The organism is Streptomyces sp. NPDC001544, from assembly GCF_042894285.1.
Classification (GTDB): domain Bacteria; phylum Actinomycetota; class Actinomycetes; order Streptomycetales; family Streptomycetaceae; genus Streptomyces.
The window spans coordinates 270,406-284,585 of record NZ_JBIAVN010000001.1; the positions used below are offsets into that span (position 1 = coordinate 270,406).

Consider the following 14,180-nt stretch of genomic DNA (forward strand, 5'->3'; position numbering starts at 1 on the left):
GGAGGGGCGCGGCACCGGGGGCCCCACCGTTACAGAACAAACGCGTTTCGGGACCGCCCCGTGACACCTCTAAACTGACCCCGTGACCGAGAACGCTCAGCAGCAGCCACCAGCGCCCGACACCGAACTGCCGACCCAGTACGCGCCGGCCGATGTAGAGGGGCCGCTGTACGAGCGCTGGGTGGAGCGGGGTTACTTCGAGGCCGACGCGAAGAGCGACAAGCCTCCGTACACCGTCGTCATCCCGCCCCCGAACGTCACCGGCAGCCTGCACCTCGGGCACGCCTTCGAGCACACCCTCATCGACGCCCTGACCCGCCGCAAGCGGATGCAGGGCTACGAGACGCTGTGGCAGCCCGGCATGGACCACGCCGGCATCGCCACGCAGAACGTCGTCGAGCGGGAGCTCGGCAAGGAGGGCAAGTCCCGGCACGACCTGGGCCGGGAGGCCTTCGTCGAGCGCGTCTGGCAGTGGAAGGCCGAGTCCGGTGGGCAGATCAGCGGGCAGATGCGGCGCCTGGGAGACGGCGTCGCCTGGTCGCGTGAGCGCTTCACCATGGACGAGGGGCTGTCCCAGGCCGTCCAGACCATCTTCAAGCGGCTCTACGACGACGAGCTGATCTACCGCGCCGAGCGCATCATCAACTGGTGCCCCCGGTGCCTGACGGCCATCTCGGACATCGAGGTCGAGTACCAGGACGACGACGGCGAGCTCGTCTCCATGAAGTACGGCGAGGGGGACGACACCATCGTCGTCGCCACCACCCGCGCCGAGACGATGCTCGGTGACACCGCCGTCGCCGTCCACCCCGAGGACGAGCGGTACAAGCACCTGGTCGGCAAGCTGATCAGGCTGCCGCTGACCGACCGTTCCATCCCGGTCGTCGCGGACGAGCACGTCGACCCCGAGTTCGGCACCGGCGCCGTCAAGGTCACCCCGGCCCACGACCCGAACGACTTCGAGATCGGTCAGCGCCACGACCTGCCGTCCCTGACGATCATGGACGAGCACGCGGTCATCACGGCCCACGGACCCTTCCAGGGCCTGGACCGGCTGGAGGCCCGGTCGGCGATCGTCGCAGCGCTGCGCGCCGAGGGCCGGATCGTCGCCGAGAAGCGGCCGTACGTCCACTCCGTCGGCCACTGCTCGCGCTGCAAGACGACCATCGAGCCGCGGCTGTCCATGCAGTGGTGGGTCAAGGTCGGCCCGCTGGCGAAGGCGGCCGGCGACGCCGTCCGCGAGGGCAAGGTCAAGATCCACCCGCAGGAGATGGAGAAGCGGTACTTCGACTGGGTCGACAACCTCCACGACTGGTGCATCTCGCGGCAGTTGTGGTGGGGTCACCGGATCCCCGTCTGGTACGGCCCGGAGGGTGAAGTCGTCTGCGTCGGCCCCGACGAGGAGCCGCCGAGCGGTGAGGGCTGGCGTCAGGACACCGATGTCCTCGACACCTGGTTCTCCTCCGGCCTGTGGCCGTTCTCCACGCTCGGCTGGCCCGAACAGACCGAGTCGCTCGCGAAGTTCTACCCGAACTCCGTCCTGGTCACCGGCTACGACATCCTCTTCTTCTGGGTCGCCAGGATGATGATGTTCGGCCTCTACGCGATGGACGGCACCCCGCCGTTCCACACCATCGCCCTGCACGGCATGGTCCGCGACCAGTTCGGCAAGAAGATGTCGAAGTCCTTCGGCAACGCGGTCAACCCGCTGGACTGGATGGACGAGTACGGCTCCGACGCGCTGCGCTTCACCCTCGCGCGCGGCGCCAACCCCGGCGTCGACGTGCCGATCGGCGAGGCGTGGGTCCAGGGCTCCCGCAACTTCGCCAACAAGATCTGGAACGCGACCCGCTTCGCGCTGATGAACGGCGCGACGGTGGAGGGGCCCCTGCCGGACGCGTCCAGGCTCTCGGCGACGGACCGCTGGATCCTCTCCCGCCTCAACTCCGTCATCGCCGAAGTCGACGCGTACTACGAGGACTTCCAGTTCGCGAAGCTCTCCGACGCCCTCTTCCACTTCGCGTGGGACGAGGTCTTCGACTGGTACGTCGAGCTGTCCAAGACGACGTTCCAGGCGGGCGGTGAGGCGGCCGAGGTCAGCAAGCGGGTCCTCGGTGAGGTCCTCGACGTCACGCTGAAGCTGCTGCACCCGGTGGTCCCGTTCGTCACCGAGACCCTGTGGACCACGCTGACGGGCGGCGAGTCCCTCGTGATCGCGGACTGGCCGCAGGACAGCTGCTTCCGCGACCCGGCCGCGGAGCAGGAGATCGAGGCGCTGCAGCAGCTCGTCACCGAGATCCGCCGCTTCCGCAACGACCAGGGCCTGCAGCCCGGCCAGCGGGTCCCGGCCCGGCTGACCCTGGACGGCACGGCCCTCGCCCCGCACGAGGCCGCCATCCGGCAGCTGCTCCGGCTCCAGCCGGAGGGTGACTCCTTCACGGCCACGGCGACCCTGCCGGTCGCCGGCGCCGAGGTCGCCCTCGACCTCTCCGGCACGATCGACGTGGCGGCGGAGCGCAAGCGGCTGGCCAAGGACCTTGCCGCCGCGGAGAAGGAGAAGGCCCAGGCCACCGCCAAGCTCGGCAACGAGGCGTTCCTGGCGAAGGCGCCGGAGCCGGTGGTGGAGAAGATCCGCACGCGGCTCGCCAAGGCGGACGAGGACATCGCGCGGATCGCGGCGCAGCTGGAGCGGCTGCCGCAGGCGTAGGCCCCGGTACGTGGAGGAAGGCCCCCGGAAAAGCGGTTCCGGGGGCCTTCGCCCACCTCTGTCACCGGGGCTCCGTAGACTGGCCCCGTGAGCGACCTCCCCCCGCACGACGCCAGCGACCAGCCCGACCCCCTCGACTCCTTCGAAGAGATCATCGCGGCCGAGACCGACCGCGATCCCGACCTCGCGGTGATCGAGGCCGGCAGCCGTACCCTGCGCACGCAGGGCGGGCCCCCCGAGGCGGACATCCCGGCGCGGCCCGAGGATCCCGAGGTCGACAAGGCGCTGCGCGAGGTCGAGGCGGAGCTGGCGACGCGCTGGGGCGAGACCAAGCTGGAGCCCTCCGTCAGCCGGATCTCCGCGCTGATGGACTTCCTGGGCGAGCCGCAGCGCTCGTACCCTGCCATCCACATCACGGGGACCAACGGCAAGACCTCCACCGCCCGCATGATCGAGGCCCTGCTGGGCGCCTTCGAACTGCGCACCGGCCGCTACACCTCGCCGCACGTGCAGTCGATCACCGAGCGGATCAGCCTGGACGGCGCCCCGATCACCGCCGAGCGGTTCATCGAGACGTACCAGGACATCAAGCCGTACGTGGAGATGGTCGACGACCGTCAGGAGTACCGGCTCTCCTTCTTCGAGGTGCTCACCGGCATGGCGTACGCGGCCTTCGCGGACGCGCCGGTGGACGTGGCCGTCGTCGAGGTGGGGATGGGCGGCAGCTGGGACGCGACGAACGTGATCGACGGTGATGTCGCCGTCGTCACCCCGATCGACCTGGACCACACCGACCGGCTAGGGGAGACGCACGCCGAGATCGCCGGCGAGAAGGCCGGGATCATCAAGCAGGGCGCGACCGTGATCCTGGCCCAGCAGCCGGTGGACGCGGCGCAGGTGCTGCTGAAGAAGGCCGTGGAGGCCGACGCGACGGTGGCCCGGGAAGGGCTCGAGTTCGGGGTCGTGGCACGGCAGGTCGCGGTCGGCGGACAGCTGATGACGCTGCGCGGGCTCGGCGGTGAGTACCCGGAGCTCTATCTCCCCCTGCACGGCGCCCACCAGGCGCACAACGCGGTCGTCGCGCTCGCCGCCGTCGAGGCGTTCTTCGGGGTCGGCGCGCAGCGAGCGGAGCCGCTGGACATCGACACCGTCCGCAAGGCCTTCGCCGCGGTCTCCTCGCCGGGACGAATGGAGGTCGTACGGCGGTCCCCGACCGTCGTCCTGGACGCCGCGCACAACCCGGCGGGCGCGCGGGTGACCGCGGAGGCCGTGGGGGAGGCGTTCGACTTCAGCCGGCTGATCGGGGTGGTCGGGGCCAGCGGCGACAAGAACGTGCGCGGTCTCCTGGAAGCCTTCGAGCCGCTGTTCGCGGAGATCGTCGTCACCCAGAACTCCAGCCACCGGGCGATGGACGCCGACGAACTGGCCGCGATCGCCGTCGAGGTGTTCGGTGAGGAGCGGGTGCAGGTCGAACCGCGGCTGCCGGACGCCCTGGAGGCGGCGATCACCCTGGCCGAGGAGGAGGGCGAGTTCACCGGCGGCGGCGTGCTCGTCACCGGTTCCGTCATCACGGTCGGCGAGGCCCGGCTGCTGCTGGGAAGGGGCTGAGGACTGGCATGCGTACGCTCTGTTCGTCGACCCTGATCGGCGAGTTCTTCATCATCGGCTTCGCGGGACTGGTGGCGATGAAGGACCAGGACCTGTCGACGGCGACCGTGTGGACGGTCTGCGGCATCGCCATGTTCCTGAGCGTGGCACTGTGCGGCATGGTGACCCGGCCCGGCGGCGTGGCCCTCGGCTGGGCCCTGCAGATCGCACTGGTCGTCTCCGGGTTCTACGTCCCGATGATGTTCATCCTCGGCGCGGTGTTCGCGGCGCTGTGGTGGACGTCGGTGCATTTCGGGCGGAAAGTGGACGAGGCGAAGGCGAGATTCGCGGCGCAGGCGGAGAACTCCACCCCAGCTGACGCTGCGTGACACACCCAGAGCACGACCTTGTAATCTCGTGCCACCGCATATGTCAGTAAGAAGGAGCCCTCAGTGACCCAGCGCACCCTCGTCCTGCTCAAGCCCGACGCCGTCCGTCGCGGCCTGACCGGCGAGATCATCGGCCGTATCGAGCGCAAGGCCGGCTGGCAGATCACCGCGCTGGAGCTGCGCACGCTGGACCAGGACACGCTGGAGCAGCACTACGGCGAGCACAAGGGCAAGCCCTTCTACGAGCCGCTCGTGGAGTTCATGTCCTCCGGCCCGGTCGTCGCCATGATCGTCGAGGGTGAGCGGGTCATCGAGGGCGTGCGCGCCCTGGCCGGCCCCACCGACCCGATCGCCGCGCCCCCCGGCTCCATCCGCGGTGACTACGGCGTCATCGTCCGCGAGAACCTCATCCACGCCTCGGACTCCGAGGAGTCCGCCGCCCGCGAGGTGAAGATCTTCTTCCCGGCCCACGCGTAGTCCCTGCCGAGTTTCTGCGGGGGGCTGTACCGGGTGGGGGAGTGCGCCCGGGCCGCCCGCGGCAGGGTGCCGGCTTCGCGCCCCACTCGCACGCACCGGGCCATCGGCAGCCGCGCCCGGAAGTGTCCGGTCCCGTCCGACTTCGGGGGAGCGCGGGGTGGGGCGGGACCGGCCGTCGCGGCACCGCGCCGTGTCCGGACGACCTCCCGCCCCGACCAGGTCATCGGCGGCCGCGCCCAGCCGTGTGCGGTCAGGTCCGGTCCGGCCGGGAGCGCGCGGGGGAGCGCGGGGCGGGCCCGAAGGCCGCGGCCGCCGCGACGCACGGAAAGTCGCGTCGCCGCACACGCCACGACCACTCGCCCGGGGGCTGCGCGCTGTGCGCTGTGGGCGTCACCGGTTCCGGGTCCGCTGGTTCGCGGCACCCGGGGTGGGCGGGTGTGGCCGCGGTCGGCCGGGCCGGTGTGCGCCGCTTCCGGTCGCCGAACGCACGCGCCACGCCGCCTGGCCCACGACGCGCCCCCCGGGCGGGGCCGCGACGGTCGTGTTGCGCCCGGCGGGGTTGTGTGCTGCCGACCTGCCCGTGCCTGCATTCGGGTGGTCCGGTCGCGCCCGGCCGCTCCCCTCGGGAAGTAAGTTTTTCGAGGTTTTTTCTGAGGGTTCGTCACCTGGCATCAGCCGCTGAGCTGCGGCGGCCGTACCTTTTCGGCCGCCGATTGGCATATGCGCGCCGATCGGGGGAACGAGTGCCCCCGTTGGGTCGTCTCCACAAGCGAGGCGCTCGTCCATCTGCTGACAATGGCGAAGACCCTCGCGCAGTGTTCGTGCAGGCGCGTTTACGATGGAAGCCTTCACGTCACAGCACCCACCTCGCCGACCTGAAAAGCCCTCAAAAGCTCGTGGGAAGGCCAGACGAATCCTGATGGGGAACTCAATGTCGTTCATCGGCCGTGACATGGCTGTCGACCTCGGGACCGCCAACACGCTGGTGTACGTCAGGGGTCGCGGGATCGTACTCAACGAGCCGTCCGTCGTCGCGATCAACACGAACACCGGTGGCATCCTCGCGGTCGGCGCCGAAGCCAAGAAGATGATCGGCCGGACCCCGGGCAACATCGTCGCCGTGCGGCCGCTGAAGGACGGCGTCATCGCCGACTTCGAGATCACCGAGCGGATGCTCCGCTACTTCATCCTGAAGATCCACAAGCGGAGGTATCTCGCGAGGCCGCGCGTCGTCGTCTGTGTGCCCTCCGGCATCACCGGCGTCGAGCGCCGCGCCGTGATCGAGGCGTCGTCCCAGGCGGGCGCCCGCCAGGTGCACATCATCGAGGAGCCCATGGCCGCCGCCATCGGCTCCGGCCTGCCGGTCCACGAGGCCACCGGCAACATGGTGGTGGACATCGGCGGCGGCACCACGGAGGTCGCGGTCATCTCGCTCGGCGGCATCGTCACCGCCCAGTCCATCCGCGTCGCCGGCGACGAACTGGACAACGCGATCATCCAGCACATCAAGAAGGAGTACAGCCTTCTGCTGGGTGAGCGGACGGCCGAACAGATCAAGATCACGATCGGCTCGGCGTACGAACTCGACACCGACGAGCACACCGAGATCCGCGGCCGGGACCTGGTGTCCGGGCTGCCGAAGACCGTCGTCATCTCCGCGTCCGAAGTGCGCAAGGCGATCGAGGAGCCCGTCAACGCGATCGTCGACGCCGTCAAGACGACCCTGGACAAGTGCCCGCCGGAGCTGTCCGGCGACATCATGGACCGCGGGATCGTCCTCACCGGTGGCGGCGCCCTGCTGCGCGGACTCGACGAACGGCTGCGCCGGGAGACCGGTATGCCCATCCACATCGCCGAGGACCCGCTGGACAGCGTGGCGCTCGGCTCCGGCAAGTGCGTCGAGGAGTTCGAAGCGCTCCAGCAGGTGCTCGACGCCCAGCCGCGCCGATGACGCGACTCCTCGGTTCCGCCGTACGAGACGATCTCCTCTCGTACGGCGGATCGTTGATATAGAGACATAAGCTCCCGCACCTCGCGAGAGTTGCAACCCGCAAGTTGTATCCCACAAGTTCATCCCGCAAGTTGCATCCCCAGTCGCATTCCAATGAGGAAGGGCACGGCCGCCGCACGTGAGGGACACGAAAGAGAGCCGGCTGCTCCTGGTGCTGCTGATCGCCATCGCGTTCGCGCTGATCACGGTGGACATCCGCGGCGGCGAGAACTCCCCGGTCGACGGCGCCCGCCAGGCCGCGGCCGCGGCCTTCGGCCCGATCGAGAACGGCGTGTCGTCGGTGGTCGACCCGGTCGGCAACGCCGTCACCGCGGTCCGTGACTCCGGTGAGCGGCACGACCGGCTCGCCCGGCTGGAGCAGGAGAACGCGACCCTCAAGGCGAAGCTCGGCAGCAACGACCGTACGCGCAGCCGCCTCAAGCAGCTCGACAAGATGCTGAAGATCGCCGGCGAGGGCCAGTACGGCATCAAGGGCGCCCAGGTCATCGCCATAGGTTCGGCCCAGGGCTTCTCCTGGACCATCACCATCGACGTCGGCGCCGACGACGGCATCAAGCGGGACATGACCGTGCTCAACGGGGACGGCCTGGTCGGGCGCGTCACCACCGTCGGCCCGAACACCTCCACCGTACTGCTCGCCAACGACCCGGACTTCACCGTCGGAACCCGGATGGAGGGCAGCGACGAACTCGGCTTCGCCTCCGGTCAGGGCGACCGCCCGCTGCGCGTCGAACTCCTCGACGGCAAGGCGGAGGTGAAGAAGGGCGACCGGCTCGTCACCTTCGGCTCCCAGTCCGACAAGCCGTTCGTGCCCGGCGTGCCCGTGGGTGTCGTCTCCCGCGTCGACCCCTCCGGCGGCGGCCTGACCCGCACCCTCTCCGTCACCCCGTTCGTGGGCTTCACCAAGCTCGACATCGTCGGCGTGGTCGTCGAGGCCCCGAAGAAGGACCCGCGCGACGAGGTGCTCCCGGCCAAGCCCAAGCCGACCCCGACGCCGACGGTGACCGTGACGGTCACCCCGTCCGCCGACGCGACCGCCAACGCCCAGCAGCAGTAGGAGCCAGAAGTCCCATGCGCCTCAACCGGATCCTGCTCTCCACCGCGCTGGTCGTCGTCGCCCTGGTCGTCCAGGTGAGTGTCCTCGCCCGGCTGCATCTCCCGGGCGCGGTCCCCGACCTGCTGCTGCTCACCGTGCTGGGCCTGGCGATCGTCTACGGTCATGTGGGCGGCGCCCTCATCGGCTTCGGCGCGGGACTCCTCGCCGACGTCGCCCCGCCCGCGGACCACGCCGCCGGCCGGTACGCGCTGGTGCTGTGTGTCGTCGGCTACTTCGCCGGACTCATCAAACCGGAGAACGGCCGCCTGAAGTCGGCCACCGGCCCGATGGTCGTCGTGGTCGCCGCCGCGATCGGCTCGACGCTGCTGTACGCCGGGGTCGGCGCCCTCGTCGGCGACACCGCCGCCCGCCATGTCGGCCTGGTCAGTCTGCTCGTCACGGCCGCCGTCTACGACCTGCTGCTCGCGCCGTTCGTCGTCCCCGGGATCATCGCCCTGGCCCGCCGCCTCGACAACGACCCCCTGGCGGAGACCACCTCCGCGGCCAAGACGGCCGACATCTCCTCCGGCTGGCTCTCCTCCGGCACCGGGCTGCGCATCGGCAGCCAGCGCGGCGGCCTCGGCGCCCTGAAGGCCAGGACCCGCACCCGCACCGCGCGCGTGAGCCGCATCAAGGGGGTCAAGCGGCTGTGAGCACCGGAGAACCGGCGGTCGCAGGGACACGGGGTCAGCGCCCGCCCGCGCACAGCTTCGTCGTATATGACACATACACACACTGAGAGGGGGAGGCAGCCGCAGTGACCAACGCCCACCCGTCTCCCACCACCACCCTTCCAAGGAATGGGCTACGCCCATGACCAACATTCCGGAGACCGGGCGGACCCCAAGGGTCCAGATCCGGCTCGTCGTGATCCAGATCCTCGTCCTCTCCCTGCTCGGCACCCTCGGCGGCCGTCTGTGGTACCTGCAGATCCGGGAGGGCGCCGAGTACCAGAAGGAAGCCTCCGGCAACCACGTCCAGCAGGTCGTCCAGCCCGCCGTCCGCGGCTCGATCCTGGACGCGCGCGGCGTGCCGCTCGCCGACAACGAGACCCGGCTGGTGGTCTCCGCCTCCCGCACCGACCTGCTGAAGCAGAAGGACGACGGCAAGGCGGTCCTCGCCAAGCTGGCCGGGGTCCTCGGCATGGACCCCAAGGAGGTCATGCTGAAGGTCCGGCTGTGCGACGCCAAGACCCCGCAGCCGTGCTGGAACGGCTCCCCGTACCAGCCGATCCCGATCACCGACAAGGCCACTGCGAAGCAGGCCCTGCAGATCCGTGAGCGTGCCGAGGACTTCCCCGGGATCACCGCGGAACCCGAGGCCGTGCGCCGCTACCCGGCCCCCGGCAAGGCCAACACCGCGCAGGTGCTCGGCTACCTCTCGCCGGTCACCGACGGCGAGATCCAGAAGGCCAAGAACACCGACTCGCCCTACCTGCGCTCCGACATGGTCGGCCGCAGCGGTCTCGAGCGCCAGTACGACAAGGCGCTGCGCGGCAAGGCCGGCGTCACCCGCTACGAGGTCGACAACCTCGGCCGTGTCATCGGCAAGGCCCAGGCGGACGCCGCGAAGCCCGGTGCCAACCTCGTCACCAGCATCGACTCCCGGGTCCAGCGGGTCGCCGAGTACGAGCTGGACCACGCGATGAAGGTCGCCCGCCAGCAGTACGACAAGATCACCGGCAGGAACTACAAGGCCGACTCCGGCGCCGTCGTCGTGATGGAGGCCAAGACCGGCCGGATCGTCGCCATGGCGTCCGCCCCGACCTACGACCCCAACGTCTGGGTCGGTGGCATCTCCGGCAAGGACTACAAGGCCCTGACCGGCAAGAACTCCGACTACCCGCTGCTCAACAGGGCCATACAGGGTCAGGCCGCGCCCGGCTCGACCTTCAAGGTGGTCTCCACGGCCGCCGCGGTCCAGGCCGGCTACCCCTGGGACGGCGGCTACCCGTGCACCAGCTCGTACTCGGTGGGCGGCCAGGTCTTCAAGAACTTCGAGGGCGAGAACTTCGGCGACATCTCGCTCGGCCGCGCCCTCGAGGTCTCCTGCGACACCGTCTTCTACGGCCTCGCCGACCGCGAATGGAAGAAGGACGGCGGCATCAACCCGAAGAAGGGCGAGCCCAAGGACTACTTCTTCAAGACCGCCCACCAGTTCGGCCTCGGCAAGGAGACCGGCGTCGACCTGCCCAACGAGGTCACCGGCCGCGTCCCCGACCGCCAGTGGAAGCAGAACTACTGGAAGGCCAACAAGGACGCCTGGTGCAAGAGCGGCAAGAAGAACGGCTCGTACGTGGAGAGGATCGCGTACGAGAACTGCCTCGAGGGCAACAAGATGCGCGAGGGTGACGAGATCAACTACTCCATCGGCCAGGGCGACACCCTCGTCACCCCGATCCAGGAGGCCGCGATCTACGGCGCCGTCGCCAACGGCGGCACCATGTACCAGCCGACCATCGGCAAGGCGGTCATCAGCGCCGACGGCAAGAGCGTCCAGGAGATCAAGCCGAAGAGGACGGGGAAGCTGCCGGTCAGCCAGGCCACCCTCAAGGGCATGAACGAGGCCTTCGCGGGCGTCATCACCCGCGGTACCGCCGCCTGGAAGTTCGGCGGCTGGCCCCAGGACAAGATCGCCCTGCACGCCAAGACCGGTACCGCGGAGGTCTACGGCAAGCAGACCACGTCCTGGCTGGCCACCTACTCCAAGGACTACACGGTCATCATGACCATCGCCCAGGCCGGTACGGGTTCCGGCGCCTCCGGTGAGGCCGTGCGCAACATCTACAGCGCGCTCTACGGCGTCCAGTCGGACGGCTCGATCGACAAGAAGAAGGCGCTGCTGCCCGAGCCCCAGAAGGGCCTGCCGAAGGTCCGCACCGACGGCACCATCGCCACCCCCAAGGTCTCCGGCGACCCCGCCAAGGACATCCAGGCCACCCCGTCCGGCTCCCCGTCCCCGGACGACTCGCAGCCCGCCGCGACCACGGCCTCACCCGAGACCGGCAACCGCAACACCCGCAGAAGGCCTCGCAAGAGGGGAAGCCGGAGGATGCCCGCATGACCGGCGCCAACACCTTCTCCGTCTCCGGCTACGGCCCCGAGCGGGCCGGCTGGACCCGGCTGCTCGCCCGCGACTCGGTGGCCCGCCGACTGGACTGGCCGATGCTGCTCGCGGCCCTCGCCCTGTCGCTGCTCGGCTCCCTGCTCGTCTACTCCGCGACCCGCAACCGCACCGAGATCAACCAGGGCGACCCGTACTACTTCCTGATCCGGCACATCATGAACACCGGCATCGGGCTCGCCCTGATGATCGGCACCGTCTGGCTCGGCCACCGCGCCCTGCGCAACTTCGTGCCGATCCTCTACGGGCTGTCGGTCTTCGGCATCCTGCTGGTGCTCACCCCGCTCGGCTCCACGGTCAACGGTGCGCACTCCTGGATCGTGCTCGGCGGCGGCTTCTCGCTCCAGCCCTCCGAGTTCGTGAAGATCACGATCATCCTCGGCATGGCGATGCTGCTCGCCGCCCGGGTCGACGCGGGCGACAAGAAGTACCCCGACCACCGCACGGTCCTGCAGTCCCTGGGCCTGGCCGCCGTACCGATCATGATCGTGCTGCTCATGCCCGACCTCGGCTCGGTGATGGTCATGGTGATCATCATCCTGGGCGTGCTGCTCGCCTCCGGCGCATCCAACCGCTGGGTGTTCGGCCTCATCGGCGCGGGCGCGCTCGGCGCGATCGCGGTCTGGCAGCTGCACATCCTGGACGAGTACCAGATCAACCGCTTCGCGGCCTTCGCCAACCCCGACCTCGACCCCGCGGGCGTCGGCTACAACACCAACCAGGCCCGCATCGCGATCGGCTCCGGCGGACTGACCGGCGCCGGCCTGTTCCACGGCTCGCAGACCACCGGCCAGTTCGTGCCCGAGCAGCAGACCGACTTCGTCTTCACCGTCGCCGGGGAGGAACTGGGCTTCGTCGGGGCGGGCCTGATAATCCTCCTGCTGGGTGTGGTCCTCTGGCGGGCCTGCCGCATCGCCCGCGAGACGACCGAGCTGTACGGCACGATCGTGGCCGCCGGGATCGTGGCCTGGTTCGCCTTCCAGGCCTTCGAGAACATCGGCATGACCCTCGGCATCATGCCGGTCACCGGTCTGCCGCTGCCGTTCGTGTCGTACGGCGGCTCGTCGATGTTCGCGGTGTGGGTGGCGGTGGGACTCCTGCAGTCGATCAGGGTGCAACGACCGATGTCCGCATAGGAGGTCCAGCGGGGCGGATCGCGACTAGATTCGGTTCATGGCGGATGTGAAGCGGGAGACAGAGCGCAAGTACGAGTCCCACCAGAGCGGCCTGCCCGACCTGACCGGCGTCGGCGGGGTGACGGCGGTCCTGGACAAGGGCGTGGTGGAGCTGGACGCCACCTACTACGACACGCCCGACGAGCGCCTGGCCGCCGACGGTGTCACCCTGCGGCGCCGCACCGGCGGCTCCGACGCGGGCTGGCACCTGAAACTCCCGGTCGCCCCGGGAGTACGCGACGAGATCCGGGCGCCCCTGTCCGACACCGTCCCGGACGACCTCACCGCCCTGGCCCGCTCCCGCGTCCGCGACGCCGAACTGGTCCCCGTCGTACGGCTCCGCTCCGTCCGCGACGTACGCCACCTCGTCGACACCGACGGCCGGCTGCTCGCCGAGGCCAGCGTGGACGCCGTGACGGCGGAGCGGCTCACCGCCGCCGGCGGCCTCACCCAGTGGACCGAGATCGAGGTCGAACTCGCCGACGGCGGGGACCCGGCCTTCCTCGACCTGGTCGACAAGCGGCTGCGCAAGGCCGACGTACGACCCTCCAAGTCACCGTCGAAGCTGGCCCGGGCGCTCGCCGAGACCGCGCCGAAGAGGAAGAAGGGGAAGGCGGGTCAGAAAGGACAGCGCGGGCGGGAGGCCGCCCCGCCCGTCACCGCCGGCGACCACGTCCTCGCCTACCTCCGCGCCCAGCGGAACGCGATCGTCGCGCTCGACCCGGCCGTACGCAGGGACGTCGAGGACTCCGTCCACCAGATGCGGGTCGCCACCCGCCGCGCCCGCAGCGCGCTGCGGGCCTACCGGGCGCTGTTCGACCGGGCCGTCACCGACCCGATCGGCGCGGAGCTGAAGTGGCTGGCGGGCGAACTGGGCGTGGACCGCGACCGCGAGGTGCTGGCCGAACGTCTGACGGGCGACCTCGCCGCACTGCCGGACACCCTGGTCTCCGGCCCGGTCGGCGACCGGCTGCGCATCTGGGCGGAGGGCCGGCGCGGCGGATCACGGTCCCGTCTCCTCGGCGTCCTCGACTCCGCGCGCCACATGGCGCTGCTCGACGCCCTGGACGCCCTGCTCGCGGACCCGCCGCTGCGGGGGCCGGCGGGCAAGAAGCCCGGCAAGGTCATCGCCAAGGCCGTACGCGACGAGCTCCGCCGGGTCTCCGGGCTCGTCGAGCTCGCGATCGACACACCCCCCGGCCAGGACCGCGACGTCGCCGTGCACGAGGCCCGCAAGAAGGCCAAGCGCGCCCGCTACGCGGCCGAGGCGGCCGTCCCGGCCCTCGGTGACCCGGCCGCCGTCCTGGCCAGGTCCATGAAGTCCATGACGCAGCTCCTCGGCGACCACCAGGACAGCGTCATGGCCCGCCAGGCCCTGCGCGAACTGTCCGCCGTGGCGCACGCGGCGGGGGAGTCCGACTTCACGTACGGGCTGCTGTACGGGCGGGAGGAGCAGCGGGCGGCGACGGTGGAGGGCGAGCTGCCGGGTGCCTGGCGGAAGGCGACGTCCCGGGCGTCCGTCTGAGCGTACGGGAGAGGTCTCCGACCGGGTTACGCTAGACAGTCACTCTCCCCCAGCCTCCGGCCGGGGGTGCCCCCCGGTCAGCTCACGAAG

Annotated in this window: 10 protein-coding genes; all 10 read left to right on the forward strand. The window is 70.1% G+C overall.

Annotation, left to right across the window (positions count from 1 at the left end):
* Nucleotides 1-82: 82 nt before the first annotated feature.
* The 10 genes from ACFY0F_RS01225 (at nucleotide 83) to ACFY0F_RS01270 (ending at nucleotide 14,090) form a co-directional block, all read left to right on the forward strand.
* Nucleotides 83-2,707, forward strand: coding sequence for a valine--tRNA ligase (locus ACFY0F_RS01225; RefSeq protein ID WP_388787067.1), 2,625 nt, complete (start codon nucleotides 83-85; stop codon nucleotides 2,705-2,707).
* Nucleotides 2,708-2,794: 87 nt separating this feature from the next.
* Complete coding sequence (locus tag ACFY0F_RS01230; RefSeq protein ID WP_388787070.1) at nucleotides 2,795-4,315, forward strand: bifunctional folylpolyglutamate synthase/dihydrofolate synthase; 1,521 nt, start codon at nucleotides 2,795-2,797, stop codon at nucleotides 4,313-4,315.
* Between the two features lie 8 nt (nucleotides 4,316-4,323).
* Entirely contained in the window at nucleotides 4,324-4,683 is a 360-nt protein-coding gene (locus ACFY0F_RS01235) for a DUF4233 domain-containing protein (RefSeq protein ID WP_388787072.1), read from the forward strand.
* A 63-nt stretch (nucleotides 4,684-4,746) separates the two neighbouring features.
* A complete protein-coding gene (gene ndk / locus ACFY0F_RS01240) occupies nucleotides 4,747-5,160 on the forward strand; it encodes a nucleoside-diphosphate kinase (RefSeq protein WP_388787074.1) in 414 nt (137 codons plus the stop codon).
* Between the two features lie 931 nt (nucleotides 5,161-6,091).
* Nucleotides 6,092-7,111: a rod shape-determining protein gene (locus tag ACFY0F_RS01245; RefSeq protein WP_388789121.1), complete on the forward strand. Its 1,020-nt coding sequence runs from the start codon at nucleotides 6,092-6,094 to the stop codon at nucleotides 7,109-7,111.
* A gap of 178 nt (nucleotides 7,112-7,289) precedes the next feature.
* On the forward strand, nucleotides 7,290-8,228 hold the full coding sequence (mreC, locus tag ACFY0F_RS01250; protein WP_388787077.1) for a rod shape-determining protein MreC: 939 nt from the start codon (nucleotides 7,290-7,292) through the stop codon (nucleotides 8,226-8,228).
* 14 nt (nucleotides 8,229-8,242) lie between these two features.
* Entirely contained in the window at nucleotides 8,243-8,920 is a 678-nt protein-coding gene (gene mreD, locus ACFY0F_RS01255) for a rod shape-determining protein MreD (RefSeq protein ID WP_388787079.1), read from the forward strand.
* 160 nt (nucleotides 8,921-9,080) lie between these two features.
* A complete protein-coding gene (mrdA, locus tag ACFY0F_RS01260) occupies nucleotides 9,081-11,330 on the forward strand; it encodes a penicillin-binding protein 2 (RefSeq protein WP_388787082.1) in 2,250 nt (749 codons plus the stop codon).
* Complete coding sequence (rodA, locus tag ACFY0F_RS01265) at nucleotides 11,327-12,526, forward strand: rod shape-determining protein RodA (RefSeq protein ID WP_388787084.1); 1,200 nt, start codon at nucleotides 11,327-11,329, stop codon at nucleotides 12,524-12,526. Before mrdA ends, rodA begins: the two co-directional genes overlap by 4 nt.
* Nucleotides 12,527-12,563: 37 nt before the next feature.
* Nucleotides 12,564-14,090 carry a CHAD domain-containing protein gene (locus tag ACFY0F_RS01270; protein ID WP_388787087.1) on the forward strand — a complete coding sequence of 509 codons (1,527 nt, stop codon included), beginning with the start codon at nucleotides 12,564-12,566 and terminating at the stop codon, nucleotides 14,088-14,090.
* Nucleotides 14,091-14,180 lie beyond the last annotated feature (90 nt).

Coding starts and splice junctions, on each gene's coding strand:
- ACFY0F_RS01245 (WP_388789121.1), top strand. CDS start 6,092: ATGTCGTTCATCGGCCGTGACATGGCTGTCGACCTCGGGACCGCCAAC.
- ACFY0F_RS01270 (WP_388787087.1), top strand. CDS start 12,564: ATGGCGGATGTGAAGCGGGAGACAGAGCGCAAGTACGAGTCCCACCAG.
- ACFY0F_RS01235 (WP_388787072.1), top strand. CDS start 4,324: ATGCGTACGCTCTGTTCGTCGACCCTGATCGGCGAGTTCTTCATCATC.
- mrdA (WP_388787082.1), top strand. CDS start 9,081: ATGACCAACATTCCGGAGACCGGGCGGACCCCAAGGGTCCAGATCCGG.
- rodA (WP_388787084.1), top strand. CDS start 11,327: ATGACCGGCGCCAACACCTTCTCCGTCTCCGGCTACGGCCCCGAGCGG.
- mreD (WP_388787079.1), top strand. CDS start 8,243: ATGCGCCTCAACCGGATCCTGCTCTCCACCGCGCTGGTCGTCGTCGCC.